The 21,901-nt window shown below is 65.7% G+C and carries 18 protein-coding genes; 12 read left to right on the top strand and 6 right to left on the bottom strand.

Annotated elements, in window-relative coordinates; genetic code table 11:
- The first annotated feature begins 229 nt into the window (after positions 1-229).
- Positions 230-1,852 carry a 5-guanidino-2-oxopentanoate decarboxylase gene (locus MOE34_RS13790; RefSeq protein WP_242217742.1) on the top strand — a complete coding sequence of 541 codons (1,623 nt, stop codon included), beginning with the start codon at positions 230-232 and terminating at the stop codon, positions 1,850-1,852.
- 156 nt (positions 1,853-2,008) lie between these two features.
- Here the strand turns inward: MOE34_RS13790 and MOE34_RS13785 are convergent, their stop codons facing one another.
- Together MOE34_RS13785 and MOE34_RS13780 are read right to left on the bottom strand one after the other, a co-directional pair.
- On the bottom strand, positions 2,009-2,242 hold the full coding sequence (locus tag MOE34_RS13785) for a hypothetical protein (RefSeq protein WP_242217741.1): 234 nt from the start codon (positions 2,240-2,242) through the stop codon (positions 2,009-2,011).
- Positions 2,243-2,660: 418 nt separating this feature from the next.
- Positions 2,661-3,083: a GFA family protein gene (locus MOE34_RS13780; RefSeq protein WP_242217740.1), complete on the bottom strand. Its 423-nt coding sequence runs from the start codon at positions 3,081-3,083 to the stop codon at positions 2,661-2,663.
- A gap of 86 nt (positions 3,084-3,169) precedes the next feature.
- Between MOE34_RS13780 and MOE34_RS13775 the strand changes: the two genes are divergently transcribed.
- The 4 genes from MOE34_RS13775 to MOE34_RS13760 all read left to right on the top strand — a co-directional run bounded on the left by MOE34_RS13775 (position 3,170) and on the right by MOE34_RS13760 (position 6,030).
- Entirely contained in the window at positions 3,170-3,859 is a 690-nt protein-coding gene (locus tag MOE34_RS13775) for a helix-turn-helix transcriptional regulator (RefSeq protein WP_242217738.1), read from the top strand.
- 128 nt (positions 3,860-3,987) lie between these two features.
- A complete protein-coding gene (locus MOE34_RS25445; RefSeq protein ID WP_431522443.1) occupies positions 3,988-5,034 on the top strand; it encodes a CatB-related O-acetyltransferase in 1,047 nt (348 codons plus the stop codon).
- A gap of 83 nt (positions 5,035-5,117) precedes the next feature.
- Positions 5,118-5,756, top strand: a complete 639-nt coding sequence (locus MOE34_RS13765; RefSeq protein WP_242217737.1) for a thermonuclease family protein — start codon at positions 5,118-5,120, stop codon at positions 5,754-5,756.
- A 112-nt stretch (positions 5,757-5,868) separates the two neighbouring features.
- Positions 5,869-6,030, top strand: a complete 162-nt coding sequence (locus tag MOE34_RS13760) for a hypothetical protein (RefSeq protein WP_170299502.1) — start codon at positions 5,869-5,871, stop codon at positions 6,028-6,030.
- 59 nt (positions 6,031-6,089) lie between these two features.
- Here the strand turns inward: MOE34_RS13760 and MOE34_RS13755 are convergent, their stop codons facing one another.
- On the bottom strand, positions 6,090-6,929 hold the full coding sequence (locus tag MOE34_RS13755) for a fumarylacetoacetate hydrolase family protein (protein ID WP_242217736.1): 840 nt from the start codon (positions 6,927-6,929) through the stop codon (positions 6,090-6,092).
- Positions 6,930-7,046: 117 nt separating this feature from the next.
- Here MOE34_RS13755 and MOE34_RS13750 point away from each other — a divergent pair, with 117 nt between their 5' ends.
- On the top strand, positions 7,047-7,739 hold the full coding sequence (locus MOE34_RS13750) for a GntR family transcriptional regulator (protein ID WP_242217735.1): 693 nt from the start codon (positions 7,047-7,049) through the stop codon (positions 7,737-7,739).
- Positions 7,740-7,775: 36 nt separating this feature from the next.
- Here the strand turns inward: MOE34_RS13750 and MOE34_RS13745 are convergent, their stop codons facing one another.
- Positions 7,776-9,173, bottom strand: coding sequence for an efflux transporter outer membrane subunit (locus MOE34_RS13745; protein ID WP_242217734.1), 1,398 nt, complete (start codon positions 9,171-9,173; stop codon positions 7,776-7,778).
- A 657-nt stretch (positions 9,174-9,830) separates the two neighbouring features.
- On the opposite strand from MOE34_RS13745, the gene MOE34_RS13740 reads away from it, so the two are divergent.
- Positions 9,831-10,049: a hypothetical protein gene (locus MOE34_RS13740; protein WP_242217733.1), complete on the top strand. Its 219-nt coding sequence runs from the start codon at positions 9,831-9,833 to the stop codon at positions 10,047-10,049.
- A gap of 194 nt (positions 10,050-10,243) precedes the next feature.
- Positions 10,244-11,800 carry a VOC family protein gene (locus tag MOE34_RS13735; RefSeq protein ID WP_242217731.1) on the top strand — a complete coding sequence of 519 codons (1,557 nt, stop codon included), beginning with the start codon at positions 10,244-10,246 and terminating at the stop codon, positions 11,798-11,800.
- A gap of 108 nt (positions 11,801-11,908) precedes the next feature.
- Here MOE34_RS13735 and MOE34_RS13730 read toward each other — a convergent pair whose 3' ends face one another.
- Positions 11,909-12,466 (bottom strand): NADPH-dependent FMN reductase, encoded by a 558-nt coding sequence (locus MOE34_RS13730; protein WP_242217730.1) that lies wholly within the window; start codon positions 12,464-12,466, stop codon positions 11,909-11,911.
- A 69-nt stretch (positions 12,467-12,535) separates the two neighbouring features.
- The gene (locus MOE34_RS13725; RefSeq protein ID WP_242217728.1) at positions 12,536-13,489 is read right to left on the bottom strand and encodes a ring-cleaving dioxygenase; all 954 of its coding nucleotides are present in this window, start codon (positions 13,487-13,489) and stop codon (positions 12,536-12,538) included.
- A 323-nt stretch (positions 13,490-13,812) separates the two neighbouring features.
- On the opposite strand from MOE34_RS13725, the gene MOE34_RS13720 reads away from it, so the two are divergent.
- From MOE34_RS13720 to MOE34_RS13705, 4 genes are all read left to right on the top strand, one after another.
- The gene (locus MOE34_RS13720) at positions 13,813-16,134 is read left to right on the top strand and encodes a methyl-accepting chemotaxis protein (protein ID WP_242217727.1); all 2,322 of its coding nucleotides are present in this window, start codon (positions 13,813-13,815) and stop codon (positions 16,132-16,134) included.
- 534 nt (positions 16,135-16,668) lie between these two features.
- The gene (locus tag MOE34_RS13715; RefSeq protein ID WP_242217726.1) at positions 16,669-17,739 is read left to right on the top strand and encodes an efflux RND transporter periplasmic adaptor subunit; all 1,071 of its coding nucleotides are present in this window, start codon (positions 16,669-16,671) and stop codon (positions 17,737-17,739) included.
- Positions 17,736-18,809, top strand: a complete 1,074-nt coding sequence (locus MOE34_RS13710) for an efflux RND transporter periplasmic adaptor subunit (RefSeq protein ID WP_242217724.1) — start codon at positions 17,736-17,738, stop codon at positions 18,807-18,809. The genes MOE34_RS13715 and MOE34_RS13710 overlap by 4 nt, the downstream gene beginning before the upstream one ends.
- On the top strand, positions 18,806-21,898 hold the full coding sequence (locus tag MOE34_RS13705; RefSeq protein WP_242217722.1) for an efflux RND transporter permease subunit: 3,093 nt from the start codon (positions 18,806-18,808) through the stop codon (positions 21,896-21,898). Before MOE34_RS13710 ends, MOE34_RS13705 begins: the two co-directional genes overlap by 4 nt.
- Positions 21,899-21,901 lie beyond the last annotated feature (3 nt).

The following is a 21,901-nucleotide window of genomic DNA, read 5'->3' as shown; positions in this document are numbered from 1 at the left end:
CCTTATATACGCCTCCGCATTTTCGAGCTTCCGCGCCTTGCGCTCATCGCCAATGATGCAGCGGCAGAACGGCGCCGAGGGAATGGTCGATGCCGGTCTTCTCTCCGCTTTTCCGCCGAACCCTTCGACAATCCGCAACGCGAGCCCACAAAAGTCTTCGTCAGCTACATCTCGCACGCGCGCGAAACACAGGCTTTGCGTCCCTCCGGGCGCTGAGAGGCAATGAATTATGACAGATACCCGTCTTACCACCGGCGAATACCTCGTCCGACTACTGGAGTCCTATGGTGTCGAACTTATCTTCGGCATTCCCGGCGTCCATACGGTCGAACTCTACCGAGGCCTGCCGGCGACGAAGATCCGCCATGTCACGCCGCGCCACGAGCAGGGCGCGGGCTTCATGGCTGACGGGTATGCGCGCGTGACCGGCAAGCCGGGCGTCTGCTTCATCGTCACCGGCCCCGGTATGACCAACATCGCCACCGCCATGGGGCAGGCCTATGCGGATTCTGTGCCGATGCTGGTCATTTCGGCGGTCAATTCCCGCGGCCAGCTCGCCATGGGACAGGGCCGCCTGCACGAGCTGCCTTCCCAGCGCAACCTCGTGGCCGGCGTTGCCGCCTTCAGCCACACGCTGCTCGATCCCGCTCAGCTCCCCGAGGTGATGGCGCGCGCCTTCACCGTGTTCAACTCGGCGCGCCCGCGCCCCGTCCATATCGAGATCCCGCTCGACATCATCGTCGCCGAGGCGCGGCATCTACCCGTCGATGCCTGGCCGCTGCCGTGCCGCGCCGCTGCCGATCCGGCCGCCATCGAAAAGGCCGCAGCGATCCTCAAGGAGGCGAAGCGCCCGGTGATCGTCGCCGGGGGCGGCGCCGCCGATGCCGCTGAGGAGATCACGGCCATCGCCGAAAAGCTCGATGCCCCCGTCTTCATGACCATCAATGGGCGCGGTATCCTCAAGCCCGGCCACGCGCTGACCATGACCGGCAATCTCGCCATGCAGCCGTTGCGTGACGAGCTTGCCGCCAGCGACGCCATCCTCGCGATCGGCACGGAGTTCGGCGAGACGGAGATGTATCCCGAGCCGAAGCCGCTTTCCTTCGGCGGCCCGCTGATCCGTATCGATATCGACCCGGCGCAGATCGTCACGGGGCTTCGCGCCGATGTGCCGATCGCTGCCGATGCCAAGCTTGCCGCTACGAGCCTCAATGCTGCGCTTGGCCAAGCCCGCAGGGCCGGCCACGGCGCAGCCCGTGCCAACGCCGTGCGCGAAGCGGTGGTGGCCGGCCTCTGGCCCGCCTGCCGCATGCATGGCAAGCTGATGGAAATCATCAGCAGGGCGTTACCCGGTGCGATCGTCGCCGGCGACCAGACAGAGCCGGTCTATGCGGTGAACCAGATCTATCAGGCGCCCCAGGCCCGCTCCTTCTTCAACTCTTCGACCGGCTACGGCACGCTCGGTTATGGCTTGCCCGCTGCTTTCGGTGCCAAGCTGGGCGTGCCGCACCGCCCCTCTGTCTGCCTGATCGGCGACGGCGGGCTGCAATTCTCGGTGCAGGAGCTGGCGAGCGCCGTGGAGGCGGGTATCGCGACGGCCGTCATCATCTGGAACAATGCCGGCTACGGCGAGATCAAGGCCTTCATGGCCGAGCGGGACATTCCGCAGATCGGCGTGGATATCTTCACGCCAGATTTCATCGAACTGGCCAGGGCGCTTGGCTGCGAGGCCTCGCGCCCGGCTTCGTCTGCCGAATTCGAAAGCGAACTGAAGGCATCGAGCGCCCGCAAGGTGCCTACCGTCATCGAGATCCGCGCCGGCTCGCGGTTTGCCGAAATGCTGGCGGTGTAAAGAGGTCGTCCCGGCGCCACGACCTCTATGAGCGGTCATGCGGTGTCGATCATGCACTCGCGAAGATCGAGGTGTTCTGGCCCTTGGGTGCGGGGTCGATAGCGGACTGCCAATCTTCGCACCGAAGGGCGAAGTCCGGCTTCAGGCCGAGCCTTATCAGGCCGCCGAATATTTTACCGTCACGCCGCGTTGCCGGAAATAGGCCTGCATCAGCTTCCTGCCGGAACGGTTGTTGTGCGCGAGCCTGGCCGGGTCGAATACGGCCTCTTTCAACCCCTCCCGCGTCAACGCTGCCTTGAGGGCTGCAATATGCGTGTCGATGTCGGCATTGTCCGCCTGAAGCGATTCATAGATGCGGTTTGTTATCTCTGCCACGGTCGGTTCGCTCACGGCTATACTCCTGTTCTGGTCGGCCTGCGCCTACCACATTTTTCTGCTCAACCCTATTGTGGTGAAACCTGCTGACGTCAATGCATGATCCGATCTACCGTGGACGGGTTGAGGGTCGGCACCTTGACAATTCGAGCGCGAGATCGATGCGTTTCGGCTTCCAGCGCCGAATATTGCCGGTGGTCTCCATTCAGGCGCTCCGTGATGGTGCGCTGAGGATACGCTCAATGGGGTGGGCGATCGATGATGTTGAATTCCCGTCACGTCGACTCCAGGAGAAGATCGACCAGGAAGGCTTCGTTATCATTAAAATTAGAGATATATAATTAAAGGTTGTGTTCATTCTGTAAGGGCCGCAACGTCTGCCCAGACGCTGTGGCGGGCAGGCGGATGCGCCTGCCCGTCCTGGGCCGGACGGTTAAGCCGGTGCTGTATCCGGCGGCGGCATTTTCTCGAACCGCGTCGCCCCGTCGGGGATGGGATGCCACTTGGGCGCGGACACGCAATAGACATGCAGACCGGGGCCGAGATCCGCGCTCTCGTCGAATGCCCCGACCTTGACGGTCATGAAGGGAGCATGCTCGGGGATGCTCCAGAGCGGCGTTCCGCAGTCGGGGCAGAAGGCGCGCTGGACTTCGCCGCCGCTGTCGCCCCGGTCGCAAAACAGCCTGGGTGTTCCGCACGCGACCCTGAGCGCGCCTTTCGGCAGGAGCGCGACGTAGTTCGGCCCGCCGCCCGAGAATTTCTGGCAGTTGGTGCAGTGGCAGGCGCCCGTGCCGAGCGGGGCGGTCTCGATGGTAAAGCGGATGGCGCCGCAGGCGCACCCTCCTTCGCGATTCATGGCGATCTCTCCTTGATGATGGAGCCTGCCTCTTGTCACAGGCCTGCTGCCACCGTTATGGCAGCAGCTTGGCAGGAGATGAGATCATGAGGAGAACCGAGCGGCTTTTCCGCATCATCCAGACATTGCGCGGCGCGCGGCGGGCGATGACCGGGCGCGAACTGGCGGACGAGCTGGAAGTATCGCTGCGCACGCTCTATCGCGATATCGCGGAGCTGATGGCGCAGCGCGTACCTGTGCGCGGCGAGGCGGGCACCGGCTATGTCCTCGACAAGGGATACGACCTGCCCCCTTTGATGCTAACGCCGGATGAACTGGAGGCCGCCGTTCTCGGCGCGAGCTGGGTGGCGGCGCGGGGCGACGCTCAACTCGCGCAGGGCGCGCGCGACCTGATCGCCAAACTGACTGCGGTCGTGCCTGCGGCGTTGCGGCCCATCGTGCTCGATGCGGGCCTGAAACCCGTCAGCATGACGTGCCAGCCGGTCGAGACCATCGACCTTGCGGAACTGCGCCATGCCATTCGCGACCGGCAGAAGGTCGCCATCACCTATGTCGATGCGCAGGGCGTGAGGAGCGAGCGGATAATCTGGCCGATTTTCATCGCCTATATGGATGCGGTCCGTATCGTCGCGGCCTGGTGCGAAACCCGGCAGGACTATCGCCACTTCCGGACGGACCGCCTGCAGCGCATAGCGCCGACAGGATCGGCCTACCCGGCCTCCCGGCGGGATATGCTGCGGGACTGGAAGGCGTGCCGGGCCATACCGCTACCCTGACCGGCGCGCATCCGGATTCCCTTGCGGCCCTCGGCGTGCGGTTCCTCTGCGGGGCAGCTTCACGCAACCTATCCGTGACACAGTTCCAGGATTGGCGAGACACGCGATCCTGAAGGCAGTTCATCTTGGTGCATGACGACGATCCTGGCGACCATCTCTGGCGGTTCAGCAGTTCCGATGGTCCAATCGCCGATGTCGTGGTGCTGGATGAGCGGGGCCTTGTCCTCAATCACCGGCACCATAACGAGACGTTCTGGCTGAGGCACGACGATGCCATCGTGATGGTGAACGGAGACCGGCAGCCGACCGCCGTTCTCCGCCGCGTCTCGGACAGCCGATATGAAGGGCCGGTGCTGCCTACGGTGCCGGGCTGGCGGCCGGGGCTGGTGCACATCCTGGAGAAGACTGGGCTGACCTATCCGATGGGCTTTGTCTGGACGGAAGGCTGCACGGAGTTTCTCAAGCGCAATCACGTGTATCTGTGCATCGGCTGGCGGCACGACAATGTCTATGCGCCGGGCGAATTCGTCCCGTTCATGTGGCCGGTGTCCGTCGAGCCCTACGCGACGCTGCCATTCCGGTCCTTCATCGAGATGGGCGCCTACAGCTATGTCGTGGGGCCTGTCCGCGGCAATCTCTCCATCGGCCGGTATTGCAGCATTGCCGGCAATCTTCAGCTCATGGGGGACAGCCACCCGATGGAGCGGCTGACGACGCATCCGTTCACCTACCACCAGGATTTCGCGGATATCGCCCGCGATCACTATGGCCGCACCGTTGTGCCGGAGCCGTACAGCATACTCGATGCGCCCGTCACGATCGGCAACGACGTGTGGATCGGGGAGGGGGTCCTGCTCTCGCCGGGCGTGACGATCGGTGACGGCGCCGTCGTGGCGGCCCGGTCGGTGGTCACGAAGGATGTGCCGCCCTACACAATTGTCGGGGGCGTGCCGGCAAAGCCCATCCGCAAGCGCTTCGATGCCGACCTGATCGATCTCCTGCTGGAGACGAAATGGTGGGATTTCAACTTCATCGACCTTCCTCCGCACTGGTCGGATCCAAGGCGGCTTGTGACGGAACTGGTCGAGAAGGAAGCGGCGGGCGAGATCGCGCGCTGGAAACCGAAGCGCATCGATCTTGCGGCCACTCTGTTCAAGGAGTCGCTCCGCGGCTGACAGCCCATCGGCGGCGCTTCCGAGGCGCGCCGGTAACCATATATTCAAGAGATCGCTGCACTGTCCCGCGCAGGAGGCCGGTGATGGCGAAGAAGACGGCGAGACGGAAGAAGAGCGGCGGCGCGAAGCGTGGCTCGGCCCGGCGGGGCGGCATGGCGCACTGGTATGTGCTGGGCGCGGCCATCGTCGGCGGCATCCTCTACATGGATCATCGGATGCCGGGGCCGGAAAGCGCGGCCACAGGCATCCGTACGGCCTCCATCGAGCGCCGGGAGACGAAGGTCGAGCGCGAGGCGGTGGCGGCACGGCCGAAGACGAAACCCGCCACGCGGGTCGAGCAGGCGCTGCCCACGCCGGAGAAGCTGCCGGCCTTTTCGGGCAAGTGGTTCATCTGCACGACGCAGACCGACTATTGCGTGCTCGACGGCAGCACGATCCTCTATGCCGGACGCAAGGTGCGGCTCGCGGATATCGATGCGCCGTCGATATCCGGTGCGCGCTGCGACGCTGAGCGCTCGCGCGGGGGCGATGCCAAGCTGCGGCTGCGCGAAATCCTGAACGAGGGCGATGTCACGCTCGTCGCGGCGAAAGACGGCGCTGCCGGCAAAGCGGGGGCGATGCCGCATCTCGTGCTGCGCGGCGGGCAGTCGATCGGCCGCCGGCTGGTGCGCGAGGGCTTTGCCAAACCCTGGACCGGACAGCATCGATCCTGGTGCGGTTAACGCATGCTTTTTGCCTTGCGTGCGCTGTGTCTTTCCGGCACAAGCCAGACGCAAGCCTTCGTCCCTAAGCTTTCCTTTACCGGGATGGTGCCGGCTGGAAAGGGACAATGACATGTCGAACGACCTCGAGCGCTACAGCGATCCGGACAATGCAACGGTCGCTCTCTATCTCCTTGAAAACGATGCGGACGAGTTGACGGACATTCTGGTGGCCGCGCTCGACGAGGCCTTCCGCATCCTCGAGGGCGAAGCCTCGCCCGCGACCGTGCACTGAGCGCTGAACGAAAGAGGGGCCTTCGAGGCCCCTCTCGCTTTTCGGGCTGCTGACGGGCCTCAGCCTGCCGCCACGGCCTGCCGCTGCACGCCGAGGCCGGCAATGGAGACTTCCATCCGGTCGCCGGGCTTCAGGTAACGCGGCGGCTTCATGCCCATGCCGACGCCGGGCGGGGTGCCGGTCGTGATGACGTCGCCGGGTTCGAGAATCATGAACTGCGAGATGTAATGGATGAGGAAGGGCACCTTGAAGACCATGGTGCTCGACGAGCCGTTCTGCACCAGTTCGCCGTTGACGCTGAGCTTCATGGCGAGATCGCCGGTGTCCATCTCGTCCGCCGTCACCAGCCAGGGTCCGATGGGGCCGAAGGTCGGGCAGCCCTTGCCCTTGGTCCACTGGCCGCCGCGCTCGATCTGGTAGGCGCGTTCCGACACGTCGTTGCAGATGCAGTAGCCGGCGACGTAGTCCAGCGCCTCCGCTTCGGAGACGTAGGAGGCGCGCTCGCCGATGACGACGGCAAGCTCCACTTCCCAGTCGGTCTTTTCCGAGCCGCGCGGAATGAGCACCGTGTCGTCGGGGCCGACGATGCAGGAGGGGGCCTTATTGAAGAGCACAGGCTCGGAGGGGACCGCCATGCCGCTTTCGGCGGCGTGGTCGGCATAGTTGAGGCCGACGGCGATGAAATTGCCGACGCGGCCGACGCAGGCGCCGAAGCGGCTGCCTTCCGGGGCGAGCGGCAGGCTTGCGGGGTCGATGGCGCCAAGGCGCGCGCGGCCCGCGCGACCGAGCACGTCGCCGGCAATGTCCGGCACCACGCCGGAAAGGTCGCGCACCTTGCCGTCCGCATCGATCAGTCCGGGCTTTTCCGCGCCCGCCGCGCCAAAGCGCACCAGTTTCATTCCGTCCTCCATTGTTGCCGGCTTCGCCGATTTCTGTTGCGCGCAGCTTCCATCCGGTTTTACATCGAGTCAATGATTTTCGAAAATCTTCCAGATCTTATAAAATAGGTAAGGCCGATGGAGCAGAAGCGGGCAGGGGGAAAGACGCTTGCGGCCGACGCCTATGCGGCGATCCGGCAGACGATCCGCTCGGGAAGCTTCAAGCCGGGTGACCGGCTGCGCTTTGCCGACCTGCAGGCGCTGTGCGGCATGAGCGTGACGCCGGTGCGAGAGGCGCTGGCGCGGCTGACGGCGGAAGGCTTCACGGTTCTGGACGATCACCGCGGCTACAGCGTGGCAAGCCTTTCCCTGGAAGAACTGCGCGACATCACGGCGGCGCGGCAGCTTTGCGAGGGTGAGGCGCTGCGGCTGTCCGTGACGAACGGGGATGCGGACTGGGAGGCGCGGGTGATCGCCGCCCACCACCTGATGACGCGTATTCCGCAGGCGCGGGAGGATATCCCCTCCGCGATGCGGGAGGATTGGGAGGCGCGGCACGCGGCCTTCCATGCGGCGCTGGTTTCGGCGTGCGGGTCGCCCATTCTTCTGGATATCTGCGACAGGCTGTTCTCCCGTGCGGATCGCTACCGGCGTCTGTCGGTAAGCCTTTCGGGCGGCGCGCGGGATGTGGAGGGCGAGCATCGCCGGATCATGGAATGCGCACTGGCGCGCGACCCTGATGGGGCGGCGGCGCTGCTGCGCGCGCATTACGGCCGGACGGCCGCCGCGCTCGAATCCTTCTTCGCAAACGAAAACGGCGGCCCCGCATAGCCGGGCCGCCGTTGTTTCGATTGGTGTCCTGCCGGCTTACTTGCTGGCAACCGTCTCCGCAGCGCCGATCTCCGCGCCGCCGCCGATAGCGACGTTGAGCGCCACGTAGTCGCGGGCGAGCTGGCGGATCGCCGCGGCGAGCGACAGGCGGGCCGAAGCGACGTTGCGCTCGGCATCGAGCACGTCGAGGATGGTGCTTGCACCGCCGCGATAGCTTTCGCGGGCAAGTTCCAGCGTCTTCTCGTTGGTCTGCACGACCTTGCGCAGCGCCGCGACCGTCTGACCGTCGCGGATGAGCGCGCTCTGGGCGTTCTCGACTTCCTCGACTGCGTTCAGGACCGTCGACTTCCAGGTCAGGTACTGCTGCTCAGCCTGCGAGCGGGCGACCTTGACGCGTGCCCTCAGTTCGCCGCCGTTGAAGATGGGCAGGGCCAGCGACGGGCCGAAGGACCAGCTCGTCATGTTGGTGACGCCCGGATTGGTGAAGACGCGCGAGGCGTTGATCGAGCCGCCGAGCTGGATGCTCGGATAGAGGTTCGCCTCGTTGACGCCGATCTGCGCCGTCGCCGCCTGCAGGCGGCGTTCGGCCGCGCGGATATCGGGACGGTTGCGGATGAGATCGGCCGGCACGCCGGTGCGCGTCGTGTAGCGCGGCATGGGCTGGGCGGAGCCCTTCGTCAGGCTGGCCGTGACGGTGCCGGCCGGCACGCCGAGCAGGGTGGCGATATGGTTGGCGGCCTGCAGGAAGCCGGCTTCCAGGCCCGGCAGTTCCGCCAGCGTCTGGTTGACCAGACCCTCGGTCTGCAGCACGTCGAGATTGGAGGCGGCGCCGGCCTCGCGGATCTCGTTCGTCAGCTTCAGGGTTTCGCGGCGCGATTCGAGGTTCTTGCGGCTCAGCGCCAGCGCTTCCTGGAAGTAGCGGGCGTTCACGTAGCTCGAGACGAGATCGGACAGATAGGCGAGGCGCGCGACGTTGACGTCGTCATAGGCGGCATCAAGCGAGGCGGTGGCCGCTTCCTTCGCGCGGCGATACTGGCCGAAGAAGTCGAGCAGCCAGGAGGCGTCCGCGCCGCCGGTGATCGTGCGCCTGTCCTGTGCGTTGTGGCCGCCCTGCGCGGTTGCGTTCGCGCCGACGCCGAGGCTCGGCAGGCTGCCGGCGCCCGCGATGGTGACGTTCGCCTCGGCCGCCTCGATGCGCTCCAGAGCGGTCATGACCGAGAGGTTCTCGCCGAGACCCTCATGGACGAGCGCGTTGAGGCGCTTGTCGCGGAAGGCTTCCCACCACGGATTGAGCGCCACATTGTCGGCGCTCGTGGCCTTGCTTTCGGTGAATTTCGCGGGAAGGGCGGTTTCCGGCTTCTGATAGTCGGGGCCGACGACGCAGCCTGACAGGAGAAGCATGCTCAGCGGAAGAAGCGTCCTGGTGAAATTCATGGGTCTATCCTGTCGGCCGTTTGGCGTGCTTAACGCAAAATGTCTCTGATTCACTCTTTATTTATGTTTGCGGCCGAGGGCGAGCCTCCGCTAGGAAAAAGAATGGTCCCATAGCGTTTTTTTCCCCGTTCGCGAACGGGGTGTGACCGCGGTGCAACGGGAATGCGCCGCGGGACGTCGCTTTTCTGCGCGCATGGCGCAAGTCGGTGGCCTCGCGCTGCGCCGCCGGGTTGCGTCACCATCTTTCCCCGGAATGTTCGTCTTCGCGACATATTTTCCTGAAAAATGCTGCATGCGCGAAAACAATTTTGCGATTCGCAATTGTCACACAAATCCTGCGGTAATTTATTCCAATATTCCGGGGATTCCATTGACAAAGAGAGGGGAGTCGACTATGTGTTTGAGCATCGCATGAGAGGGCCGCATGCGTATTCTTCGGCCCAATCCTGACGCGTTCCTTTTTAGCGTCAGCGCCAACCAGAGGGAGTGTGTCATGTACGATATCAACTGCATCGCCTCCGTGCGTGTGGCGTACTCCTGTCGTGAAACGGTTACAGGGAAAGTGCATACGGCTCCGTGCCGAATGTGATCTGAGTTCCCCTATCGATTAAGCGCAAGTTTGAATTGGCTGTGCCTTCGGGTGCGGCAGGAGTTGTTATGCAAAAGCAGGTTATCGAAATCGGTGGTGAGGCCGTTGGCGTCGTCGTTCCGGATGAGGATCGGCTGAAGTTCGTGGCCGTCAAATATTCCGTATGGGATCTGGATTCCCAGCGCTTTTCCTCGGCCGACGAGGTGCGTGCGGCGATCCGTCGTCTCCTCAACGATCCGTCCGCCGCACGGCGGGCGATGCCCCCGGCCAGTATCGCGGCCGCCTGAACCCAATTCCCATGCGCCGGCGCATCTGTGCCGGCCCGGCCGGCCCTGCCTTGCGCGGGGCCGGTTTCGTTTTGTGAACCCGGCCGTCCCGTCATGCACGCGGGCGGTCTCGTTTTGTGAACAATGCATTCACCCAGCGCCGGCTGGCGGGTCCGGCCAAATCCTGATTGGGTGCTTTCGAAAGGAGGTGCCCCATGACCAGCGGCATCCATCACATCACGGCCATCACCCGCAAGATCCAGGCGAATGTGGATTTCTACGCGGGCTTCCTCGGTCTGCGGCTCGTCAAGCGCACGGCCGGCTACGAGGACGCGGACCAGCTTCATCTCTTCTATGGCGACGCGGCGGCAAGCCCCGGCTCGCTGATCACCTTCCTCGCCTGGGAGGATGGCTCCCCCGGCCGGGTCGGTCTCGGCCAGCCTTCGGAGATCGCCCTTGCCATCCGGCCCGAGGCGATCGGTTTCTGGCTGACGCGCGCGCTGACGCGGAATATCGCCATGACCGGCCCCGCGCAGGAATTCGGCGAACCCGTGCTGCGGTTGAAGGACCCCGACGGCATCATCGTCAAGCTTGTTGGGCAGACGGGCGTGGAAGGCCCCGCGCCGCATGTCACGAAGGATATCGCGGCAGGGGATGCGATCCAGCGCATCCGCGGCGCGACGATCCTGTCCGAAACGCCGGCGGAGACGGCGGGCTTCATCGCCGGCCATTTCGGCTTCCGGCCGGTGGCCGAGGCGGATGGCGTTACCCGGCTTGCCGGTGAGGCGGGCGATGTGCTCGATATCCGCAATGCCGGCGGGTTCTGGACGTCCGCGCCCGGTACCGGCACGATCGACCATGTCGCGCTGCGCGCGCCGGACCGGGCGGCCGTGGAAGCGCTCGCCGGCCGGCTGGAGGCCGAGGCGGCGGGCGACACGAACATGCACGACCGCACCTATTTCTACTCGCTCTATGTCCGCGAACCGGGCGGCTCGCTCGTCGAATATGCGACAGACGGCCCGGGCATGACGGTCGACGAACCGCTGGAGACGCTTGGCACGCGGCTGTTCGTGCCGAGGCATTTTCGCGCCGACCCGGAGGATGTCCGGGCCAGGCTTCCGCAATTTTCCCTGCCGGGAGAGGAAAGAATGACCGAACGAGACCTGCCTTTCATCCACCGGGTTCATCGCCCGGAAAATCCCGACGGCACCGCCGTCGTGCTGCTGCACGGCACCGGCGGCAACGAGACCAGCCTGCTGCCCTTCGGCGCGCGGCTCGCGCCGGAGGCGGTGCTGCTCAGCCCGCGCGGGCGCAGTACGGACGAAGGCTATCCGCGCTTCTTCCGCCGCCTGACGGCCGTGACCTTCGACCAGAGGGATATCGTTCAGGAGGCGGAGGCCTTCGCGGCCTTCATGGAAGGGGCGAATGCGGCCTACGGGCTGGCCCCGGACAAGACACTGTTCGTCGGTTATTCCAACGGGGCGAACATGATCGGCGCGATCATGCTGCTGCATCCGGGCCTGATCCGCAACGCCGTGCTGCTGCGCGGCATGAACGTGCTGGAGACGGTGCCGCAGGCCGATCTTGCCGGCGCGAACGTGCTGATGGTGACCGGGCGGTCCGATCCCTATGGCCGTTATGCCGGGGAGCTTGAGGCCGCGCTGAAGGCGGCCGGTGCGACGGTGGCGAGCGAGCTGCTGTCGGCGGGCCACGATATCGGCACGGCCGATCTGGAACTGGCGAAGGCCTACAAGGAACGGGTGATCGGCTGATCCTGCTCAAGTGTTTTCAGCAAAAGCGCGTCGCGGTTTTGCGGCCGGAAATGCTCAAGGCGGGACAAGGAAAAGGGCGCGTCGCAGGACGCGCCCTTTTTGTCCGGGTCACCGCCTGTGTTCGGCGGCGAAGGCGGCAAAGCCGGTGATGAAATCGCGAAGCTTCTTCTCGGTCGCCTCGTCGGCGATCCGGCCGTCCTGAATGACCGTGCCGGCGCGTGAGACCATCAGCTTGGCGCCGAACCACGGCACGGTGCCGAGCGTGCGCATGACGGGAAGCCAGGCTTCCTGCGAAAGCAGCGTGCCGAAATTGCCGGGCGAGGCGCCTGTTATGGCGAATGGCTTGCCACTGAAGACGCGGGCGATGTCGGTGGACGGGCGGCTCATCCAGTCGATGGCGTTCTTGAAGACGCCGGGAATGCCGTTGTTGTATTCCGGCGTGAAGAGGATGACGCCGTCCGCCGCCGCGACGAGGTCCTTCAGCGTCGTCACCGCCGCCGGAATGCCATCCGCAGCTTCCACGTCGCCGTCATAGAGTGGAATGCCTCGGATCGAGCCTTCCACGATCACGGTGCCTTCGGGCGCCATGGTCAGGGCAGCGCGCAGCAGCGCCGTGTTGAAGGAGCCTTTGCGCAGGCTTCCCGAAATTGCCACCAGTCTCGTCATGTCGCATCTCCTCATGGGCATGGAAAAAACCCCGGCGGACGGTGTCGTCGCGCCGGGGCTCGGTTGGGGTCAGGCGAGGGGCTTCAGCCTTGCCTCGATCTGCGCGCGGCGCGGTTCCAGGAAGGGCGGCAGCGACAGGCTCTCGCCGAGGGTTTCGAGCGGTTCGTCCACGGCGAAGCCGGGTCCGTCCGTCGCGATCTCGAAGAGGATGCCGTTCGGCTCGCGGAAGTAGAGCGAGCGGAAGTAGAAGCGCTCGACTTCGCCGCTGGAGGGCAGACGGAAGCCGCGCAGGCGCTCCGTCCAGGCATGCAGCGCCTCCACATCCGGCGCGCGGAAGGCGACGTGGTGCACGGCGCCCGCGCCCTGATGGGCGGCCGGCAGGTCCGGCTCGACCGCGACGTGCAGCTCGGCCGCCGGGCCGCCGTCGCCCATCGAGAAGACATGGACCTCGCCCGCGCCTTCCGGGTTGGGATAGGTGGTGGTCTCCTTCATGTTCATCACTTCCGTGAGCACCAGCGCCGTGTTGCGGATATCCGGCACGCTGAGCGTGATCGGGCCGAGGCCCTTGATCTGGTGTCCGGCCGGCACCGGGCTTTTCGCCCAGGGATTGGAGGGCGGGCCGGCATCGTCCACCGTCAGGCGGAAGCGCTGGCCCTCGCCGTCTTCGAAATCGAGCGTGGCGCGGCCGCCGACATCGCGGATATCCCCGGCCTTGACCTTGAGATCGGCAAAGCGCGCCCTCCACCATTCGAGCGTCGAAAGGCTGGCGACACGCAGCCCCGTGCGGGAGACGCTGTGCGTTCCGCGCCGCTCATAGCCCACCGGCCAGTCGAAGAAGGTGAGGTCCGAGCCGGGGGAGGCGAGGCCATCGGCGTAGAAGAGATGGTAGGCGCTCGTATCGTCCTGGTTGACGGTCTTCTTGACGAGGCGCAGGCCGAGGGTCTGCGTGTAGAAGCGCAGGTTCTCCGCCGCATTGGCGGTGATCGCAGTCAGATGATGGATGCCCGTAAGCTGCAGGGTCATGGTGAGCTCCTCTCCGGAACCGTCCGGGGCGTTCTGTGCGTGCCCCGTGCCGGGGCCTTGCTTTGAGGCGAATATCGCCCTTCGGTGGCGTTCCCGGAAGACTGTCGGGGGCGAACGGATCGTTCATTTTTCCTGAACGATGACCGGCGATTTCGCCGTATCGGGCACCCGCGCGGATTTTATTGTTTCGTAAACCAGGTATCCCGTAGGCTTCATCCCGCGAAATGACTTCGTCTCTGTTTCGCCGCACCGTCGGCATGTTCCGCCATTTCCGATGAATGCCGGTGCGGGCTTTCTCGCCCCCGGATGCGAGGAGACGTTTCATGCTGCCAAAGACTGCGACTGCCCGGAATATGTTCGCCATCGTGGCGGCCGGTGTTGCCACCACCGTCGCGACGGCGGGCGTTCTGCTCTGGCTGTCCTACCGGGCCGTGGAGGAACGGTCGATCTCTGAAATGGTCAATGCGGCCGAGGCGAGCGCCGGCAAGGTTGAGACCTATTTCGCGCAGGTCAAGGCGCTGAGCTGGAACATGCGCTCGGCGCTCTATGCGATGAAGGCATCCGGTGCGCCGAGCCGCGAGACGATGAACGGCGTCTTCGATCGCCTCATGGCCGACAATCCGTTCGCGCTCGGCGTCAGCACCGGCTGGGAGCCGAACGCCTTTGACGGCAAGGATGAAGACTACAGGAACCAGCCAGGCCACGACGCCACCGGCCGCTACATTCCCTATTTCGTGCGCAGCGAGGGCAAGGTGGGCATGGAGGCGCTGGTCGACTACGACAAGCCCGGCGCCGGCGACTATTACCAGGTGCCGAAGGCGACCGGAAAGGACTTCCTGACCGAGCCCTACAGCTATGTCATCGGCGGCAAGAACGTGCTGATGACCTCCTTCATGGTGCCACTCCTGTTCGACGGCACGTTCCAGGGCGAGACCGGTGTGGACATCGCCCTCGACGCGCTCGCCGCCGACATGGCGCAGTTGAAGCCGCTCGGGGAAGGGTATGTCGCCCTTCTCAGCCAGGGCGGCAGCATCATCAGCCACCCCGATCAGGCCGCGCTCGGCAAGGCGCTCGCCGATTCCGGCCTCGACGTCGCCGCCTGGCAGGCGATGATCGACACCCCGGAGAAGGCGATGGAGATCACCGATGCCAACGGCGTCGCTTCCATCGCGGTTGCCGTGCCGGTACCGCTGGTGCCGGGCACGACCTGGTATACTGTGGCCTCGGTGCCGAAATCCGTTCTCTTCGCCAGCCTGTCGACGCTGGCCGTTACCTCCATCATCGTTATCGCGGTTGCGGCCGGCCTGATGATCTCCATCGGCTGGCTGCTGGCGGCGCGCTTCCGCAAGCGGCTCGACAAGGTCATCGTCGCAACAAGCGAGATCGCGCGCGGCCGCACCGATGTCGACCTTTCGGAATCGGAACGCCAGGACGAGATCGGCGAGATGGCCCGCTCGCTCGCCGTTCTGCGCGATGCGACACTTGCCAAGGTGCGGTTGGAAGGCGAGGCGGAGCAGAACCGCGCGCTTTCCGAGGAAGAGCGCCGCCAGCGCGCCGAGGAAGCCGCCGAGCGCGAGCGGCAGACCCGGGCCGCCGTGGTGGCTCTGGCCGAGGGCCTGCAGAAGCTTGCCGATGGCGACATGACGCACCGTATCCACGAGGCCTTCGCCGGCTCGCTCGACGAGGTCCGCCACGATTTCAACGCTTCGGTCGAGAAGCTGCAATCGGCGCTGCGCTCCGTCGGCAGCAATGCCAATGCCATTCAGGCGGGGTCGGCCGAAATCCGTTCGGCTTCCGACGATCTCGCCAAGCGCACCGAACAGCAGGCGGCTTCCGTCGAGGAGACCGCGGCAGCGCTGGAAGAGATCACGACTTCGCTCAAGGACGCCACGAAGCGGGCGGAGGATGCCGGCCAGCTCGTCGAGCGCACCCGCATCGGTGCGGAGAAGTCCGGCGCGGTCGTGCGCCGGGCGGTCGATGCGATGAGCGGCATCGAAAATTCCTCGCGCGAGATTTCCAACATCATCGGCGTTATCGACGAGATCGCCTTCCAGACCAACCTGCTTGCCCTCAATGCGGGCGTGGAAGCGGCGCGCGCTGGGGAGGCCGGCAAGGGCTTCGCGGTCGTGGCGCAGGAAGTGCGCGAACTCGCCCAGCGCTCGGCGCAGGCGGCCAAGGAGATCAAGGCGCTCATCACCAAGTCGGGCGAGCAGGTGCATCTCGGCGTCGCGCTCGTCGGTGAGACCGGCTCGGCGCTGACGGAGATCGTCGATCAGGTGCAGGAGATCGACCAGAACGTCGCGGCCATCGTGCGGTCCGCCCGCGAGCAGTCGACGGGTCTCAACGAGATCAGCGCGGCGGTGAATTCCATCGACCAGGGTACGCAGCAGAACGCGGCCATGGTGGAGGAGCAGACGGCGGCGAGCCATTCGCTTGCCACCGAGGCTTCGGCGCTGAACACGCTCATCGCGCAGTTCCGGCTGGGCACGGGCGCGGCGGCGGCCCGCCCGGTCGCGGCTTCCGCAGGGGAGCACCAGCCAGCCGCGTCCGGCGCGAGGGCGCTCGGCGGCAGGCTCGCCCGGGCCTTCGGCGGCGGACAGCCGGCCGCGGCGGCCACGGCCGCGCAGGACTGGGAAGAATTCTGATATCCGCTTCGGGTTCTGGACCGGAGGGCGGCCCCGCAGCGGCCGCCCTTTTGTTGTGCAGAAGCGGCACAGATGTCCCGTTCTGCACACCGTTTGCGCAACCTTGCCGGGCAGCATTACAGATATTGTAAATTAGATATCTATTGAATAGCGCGTTTTTCCGGCGAATCCCAGGCGAGGCCGCATCTGGCACGGTTTCTGCATTCTCGAAACAGGTCCAGAGGGGACCGGATAGAAGCGTCCAACGAATGACGCTCCGGGCAAGCCGTCGTGCAGCAACCACGGAAACCGCGAGGATTTCCGGCTGCCGGCGGCTTTCCTGTCTGGTGCGGGCGGTGCGGCATAGGCCCCTGAAAAATATGACTTTTTATATTTTCCACCGACGGCGCCTTGCCGATTGGCTTTTTGCGCGCAGTCCGCCACACTCCTCCGTGGCACGCGCAACGCCAGATGGCACGGAGGCTTGCCAGTCTGCTCTTCGCAATATAATGAGGCCCCATATTAAATGGGGTTTCTGCAACAGTGGAGACGACGATGACCCGATCGGGTAGAATGATGCTGGCGGCTCTCCTGCTGTCCGCTGCCGCCGCGCCGGCCCTTGCCGACGGCATGGCGCGTCCGGTGCGTATCGCGCCGGTGCATTTCGAGGAACGCGAACAGTCGATCACCATCACGGGCGAGGTCGTTGCGCGGGTGGAGACGGAGCTTTCCTTCCGCGTCGGCGGGCGTATCACGGGCTGGTTCGTCGATGTGGGCGACGCGGTCAGGGAAGGCGAGGTTCTCGCGCGGCTCGACCCTGAGGAACAGAAGGCGGACGTGGAGGCGGCGGAGGCCGGCGTGCGCGCGGCGGAAGCGCAGTTGAAGCTCGCCCGCACCAATTTCGACCGCCAGAAATCGCTTCTCAACGACGGCATCAGCACGCAGCGCGACTATGACGACGCGGAGACCGCGCTGCGCACGGCCGAAAGCGCCCGTGAGGCGGCAGTCGCCCAGCGTGATACGGCGCGGGAGGTCCTCTCCTATACGGAGCTGCGCGCGCCCGCCGATGGCATCGTCACCGCGCGGCTCGCCGAGACGGGACAGGTCGCGCAGGCGGCGCAGACCATGTTCACCATTGCCGACAACGGCCCGCGCGACGCGGTTTTCAATGTCTATGAATCGCTGTTCTTCGCCCAGCCCTCCAAGGATGGCGTGACCGTCACGCTGCTCAGCGACGAGAGCGTGCGCGCGACGGGCCATGTGCGCGAGGTCTCGCCGACCATCGACGCGCAGACCGGCACCGTTCGTGTGAAGATCGCCATGGATGAGACGCCGCCGCAGATGACGCTCGGCGCCTCCGTGGTCGGCGTCGGGGCGCTCGCGCCGCGCCGGGTCGCGGTCGTGCCGTGGCAGGCGCTCTCCGGCATCGAGGGCAAGCCGGCGCTGTGGATCGTCGACAAGGCGAACAACACGGTCAGCCTGCGCCCGGTCGAGGTGCTGTCCTTCGAGACGGGCGCGGCGCTGGTGTCCGGCGGCATTGAGGAAGGGGAAACCTATGTCGCAGACGGCACGAAGCTGCTGCGACCCGGCCAGACGGTAGCCGCAAGCGAAGGAGCAGCCCAATGAGGATTTTCGTTCCGCTCGCCGTGGCTGTCATCGCCGCCGTGGCGCTTGCCGGCTGCAAGAAGGAAGAGGAGGCGGTCGCGCCGCCGCGTCCCGTTCTCTCGATGGTCGTGACGCCCACCGCGCTGCCGGGCACGCGCTTTGCCGGCACGGTGCAGGCCAAGGTGCAGGCCGCGCTCGGCTCGCGCGTCGCGGGCCGTCTTGTGTCGCGCAGCGTTCATGTCGGCGATCTCGTCAGGAAGGGCGACGTGCTCGCGGTGCTCGACGCCACGGCCTTCGAGCTTGCGGTGCGCTCGGCGCGCGCCGAGCTTTCCAGCGCCGAGGCGACCCTTGCCAGCGCCATAGCGGTGGAGGAGCGGCAGAAGACGTTGCTCCAGTCGAACGCCGCGGCCAAGGCGGCCGTCGAGAGCGCCGAACAGTCGCGCGCGGCGGCCGATGCCGGTCTCATCCGGGCGCGTACGGCGCTGGTGAAGGCCGAGGAGCAGCTTTCCTACACGCAGATTCTCGCCGAATTCGACGGGGTCGTCGTCGCGACGGGCGCGGAGGTCGGCCAGACGGTCTCGCCCGGCGAGACGATCGTCACCGTCGCCCAGCCGGATGCGCGCGACGCCGTCGTCGATATCCCCGAGACGGCCGAGGCCATCGCGGTCGGCAGCCGGTTCACCGTCTCGTTGCAGATCAACCCTGCCGTCACCGTGCGCGGCGTGGTGCGCGAAATCGCGCCGTCGGCCGATGCGGCCACGCGCACGCGGCGCGTCAAGATCGCACTGGACAACCCGCCGGACACCGTGCGTCTCGGCACGACGATCACGGCCGAACTGGAGGGGCCAGACCTGACGGCCCTCATGGTGCCGGAGACGGCCGTGCTTGTGAAGGACGGCAAGCCGCATGTCTGGCTCGTTGACGAGACCAAGAGCGAGGTGCGCCTGGCGGCGGTCGAGACAGGCGCGGCCATCGGCCGCTACCTGCCGGTGACGAGCGGCCTGAAGGAGGGCGAACGCATCGTCACGGCCGGCGTGCACAGCCTTGAGGAAGGCCAGAAGATAAAGATGGAAGACGAGGCAAGCCTATGAAGAAGTTCAACCTTTCGGACTGGGCGCTCGATCACGCATCGCTCGTCTGGTACTTCATGCTGGTCTTCGCGCTGCTCGGCTTCTTCGCCTACCAGAATCTCGGCCGCGAGGAGGACCCCTCCTTCGTCATCAAGACGATGACGATCAGCGCCGCCTGGCCCGGCGCATCCGTCGAGGAGACCACGCGGCAGGTGACCGAGCGCATCGAGCGCAAGCTGGAGGAGCTGGAATCGCTCGATTTCAGCCGCTCGATCACGACGCCCGGCCAGACGCTCGTCTTCGTCAACCTGAAGCCGACGACCCGCGCCCGCGATGTGGCGCCGACCTGGCAGACGGTGCGCAACATGATCAACGACATCCGGGGCGAGTTCCCTTCCGGCGTCGTCGGTCCGGCCTTCAACGACCGCTTCGGCGACGTGTTCGGCAATATCTACGCCTTCACCGCCGACGGCCTGACGCCGCGCCAGCTTCGCGACTATGTGGAGGATGCCCGCACGCGCATCCTCACCGTGCCGAATATCGGCAGGGTCGATCTCATCGGTGCGCAGAACGAGGTGATCTATCTCGAATTCTCGACGCGCCAGCTTGCCGCCCTCGGCATCTCGACCCAGCAGGTCGTCGCCACGCTTCAGGCGCAGAACGCCATCGCGCCGTCCGGCGTGGTGCAGGCCGGCGGCGAGCGGGTGAGCGTGCGCGTCGGCGGCCAGTTCACCTCCGAGGAAAGCCTTCGCGACGTGAACCTGCGCGTCAACAACCGCTTCTTCCGCCTTAGCGACATTGCCACCATCACCCGCACCTACCAGGACCCGCCGTCCGCGCTGTTCCGCTTCAACGGCGAGCCGGCCATCGGCCTTGCCATCGGCATGAAGCAGGGATCGAACCTCCTGCAATTCGGCGCGGCCGTGGAGAAGGAAATCGAAACCCTGTCGCACGAGCTGCCGGCGGGTGTCGACGTGCATCTCGTCTCCGACCAGCCGAAGGTGGTGGAGGAGGCCGTTTCCGGCTTCACGCGCGCGCTGTTCGAGGCGGTTGCCATCGTCCTTATCGTCAGCTTCGTGAGCCTCGGGCTGCGCGCCGGCCTCGTCGTGGCGCTCTCCATCCCGCTGACGCTCGGCATCACCTTCGTCTTCATGTATTACGACGCCATATCGCTGCAGCGCGTGTCGCTCGGGGCGCTGATCATCGCGCTCGGCCTTCTCGTCGACGATGCGATGATCGCCGTGGAGATGATGGTGGCGCGGCTGGAGGCGGGAGATTCGCTGCGCAAGGCGGCGACCTATGTCTATACCTCCACCGCCTTCCCGATGCTCACCGGCACGCTGGTGACGGTAGCGGGCTTCATCCCGATCGGCCTCAACAACAGTGCGGCCGGCGAGTTCACCTTCAGCCTCTTCGTCGTCATTGCCATTTCGCTCGTCGTATCGTGGGTGGTGGCGGTGATCTTCACGCCGCTGCTCGGTGTCACCATCCTGCCGAAGAGCATGAAGAAGCACCACGAGGAGAAGGGCTGGTTCGCCCGCGGCTTCGCCCGTATCCTCGATACATGCATGCGCTGGAAGTGGACGACCATCGCCGCGACCGTGCTGATCTTCCTCGGCTCCGTCTTCGGCATGGGCTTCGTGCAGCAGCAGTTCTTCCCCTCCTCGGATAGGCCGGAACTCGTCATCGACTGGGCGCTGCCGCAGAACGCCTCCATTGCCGAGACCAATGCGCAGATCGCCAGGCTCGAAGAGGAGAAGCTGAAGGGCAATCCGGATATCGAGCGCTGGTCCTCCTATGTGGGCGAGGGCGCGGTGCGCTTCCTGCTCTCCTTCGACGTGCAGCCGCCGTCGCCGGCCTTCGGCCAGACGATCATCGTGAGCAAGGACCTCAAGGCGCGTGACCGCCTGCGGGCGGACCTTCAGGACTATCTGCGCAAGACCTTCGTCGGCACCGATGCGCTGGTGAAACTGCTCGACATCGGCCCGCCGGTCGGCCGGCCGATCCAGTATCGCGTCATGGGGCCGGATATCCAAGAGGTGCGCGCGCAGGCGCTCGCCTTCGGCGAACTCCTCGGCGGGAACGGCCATCTCGGCGATATCGTCTACGACTGGAACGAGCCGGCCCGCGTGGTGAAGGTCGATGTCTTGCAGGACAAGGCCCGCCAGCTCGGCGTCACCTCGCAGGATATCGCCTCGGCGCTGAACGGCGTTGTCGGCGGCACGACCGTCACCCAGATTCGCGACGACGTCTACCTGATCGATGTTATCGGCCGGGCCAAGCCCTCCGAGCGGGAATCCATCGAGACGATCCGCCAGATCCAGCTTCCCACGGCGAACGGCACCTCCGTGCCGCTCGCGGCGGTGGCGAACTATCGCTACGAGATGGAGCAGCCGGTCGTCTGGCGGCGCTCGCGCCAGCCCACCATCACCGTCAAGGCGAGCATCGCCGACGGCGTGCAGCCGGCGACCGTCGTCTCGCAGATGGACAAGGACGTGGCCGCCTTCCGCGCGGCGATGCCCTCCGGCTACAGTGTCACGGTCGGCGGCACGGTGGAGGAAAGCGCCAACAGCCAGGCGCCGATCGTCGCGGTCGTGCCGCTCATGCTCTTCGCTATGGCGACGATCCTGATGCTGCAGTTGCGGAGTTTCTCGCGTCTCTTCCTCGTCTTCGCGGTGGCGCCGCTGGCGCTGATCGGGGTGGTCATCGCCCTTCTCGGCAGCGGCGCGCCGCTCGGCTTCGTCGCCATCCTCGGGGTGCTGGCGCTGATCGGCATCCTGATCCGCAACTCGGTGATCCTCGTGGTGCAGATCGAGGACCTGCGGCGGGAGGGCATGCAGGCCTGGGATGCCGTGCGCGAGGCGACCGAGCACCGCATGCGCCCGATCATGCTGACCGCGGCGGCGGCGAGCCTCGCGCTCATCCCCATCTCGCGGGAAGTATTCTGGGGGCCGATGGCCTATGCCATGATGGGCGGCATCATCGTCGGCACGGTGCTGACGCTGCTCTTCCTGCCGGCGCTCTATATCGCCTGGTTCCGTATCAAGCCGGAGAGCGGGACGGAAGGGGAGGCTCCGCCCTCCGAGCCTGAACCGCTTCCGGCGGCCTGAACC

Origin of the sequence: Shinella zoogloeoides (assembly GCF_022682305.1) — a bacterium.
Taxonomy (GTDB): domain Bacteria; phylum Pseudomonadota; class Alphaproteobacteria; order Rhizobiales; family Rhizobiaceae; genus Shinella; species Shinella zoogloeoides_B.
Note: the sequence above shows the minus strand (reverse complement) of the source record. Positions and strands in the feature narration are given on the sequence as shown.

Coding starts and splice junctions, on each gene's coding strand:
- MOE34_RS13790 (WP_242217742.1), top strand. CDS start 230: ATGACAGATACCCGTCTTACCACCGGCGAATACCTCGTCCGACTACTG.
- MOE34_RS13780 (WP_242217740.1), bottom strand. CDS start 3,083: ATGAATCGCGAAGGAGGGTGCGCCTGCGGCGCCATCCGCTTTACCATC.
- MOE34_RS13775 (WP_242217738.1), top strand. CDS start 3,170: ATGAGGAGAACCGAGCGGCTTTTCCGCATCATCCAGACATTGCGCGGC.
- MOE34_RS13765 (WP_242217737.1), top strand. CDS start 5,118: ATGGCGAAGAAGACGGCGAGACGGAAGAAGAGCGGCGGCGCGAAGCGT.
- MOE34_RS13760 (WP_170299502.1), top strand. CDS start 5,869: ATGTCGAACGACCTCGAGCGCTACAGCGATCCGGACAATGCAACGGTC.
- MOE34_RS13755 (WP_242217736.1), bottom strand. CDS start 6,929: ATGAAACTGGTGCGCTTTGGCGCGGCGGGCGCGGAAAAGCCCGGACTG.
- MOE34_RS13750 (WP_242217735.1), top strand. CDS start 7,047: ATGGAGCAGAAGCGGGCAGGGGGAAAGACGCTTGCGGCCGACGCCTAT.
- MOE34_RS13745 (WP_242217734.1), bottom strand. CDS start 9,173: ATGAATTTCACCAGGACGCTTCTTCCGCTGAGCATGCTTCTCCTGTCA.
- MOE34_RS13740 (WP_242217733.1), top strand. CDS start 9,831: ATGCAAAAGCAGGTTATCGAAATCGGTGGTGAGGCCGTTGGCGTCGTC.
- MOE34_RS13735 (WP_242217731.1), top strand. CDS start 10,244: ATGACCAGCGGCATCCATCACATCACGGCCATCACCCGCAAGATCCAG.
- MOE34_RS13730 (WP_242217730.1), bottom strand. CDS start 12,466: ATGACGAGACTGGTGGCAATTTCGGGAAGCCTGCGCAAAGGCTCCTTC.
- MOE34_RS13725 (WP_242217728.1), bottom strand. CDS start 13,489: ATGACCCTGCAGCTTACGGGCATCCATCATCTGACTGCGATCACCGCC.
- MOE34_RS13720 (WP_242217727.1), top strand. CDS start 13,813: ATGCTGCCAAAGACTGCGACTGCCCGGAATATGTTCGCCATCGTGGCG.
- MOE34_RS13715 (WP_242217726.1), top strand. CDS start 16,669: ATGACCCGATCGGGTAGAATGATGCTGGCGGCTCTCCTGCTGTCCGCT.
- MOE34_RS13710 (WP_242217724.1), top strand. CDS start 17,736: ATGAGGATTTTCGTTCCGCTCGCCGTGGCTGTCATCGCCGCCGTGGCG.
- MOE34_RS13705 (WP_242217722.1), top strand. CDS start 18,806: ATGAAGAAGTTCAACCTTTCGGACTGGGCGCTCGATCACGCATCGCTC.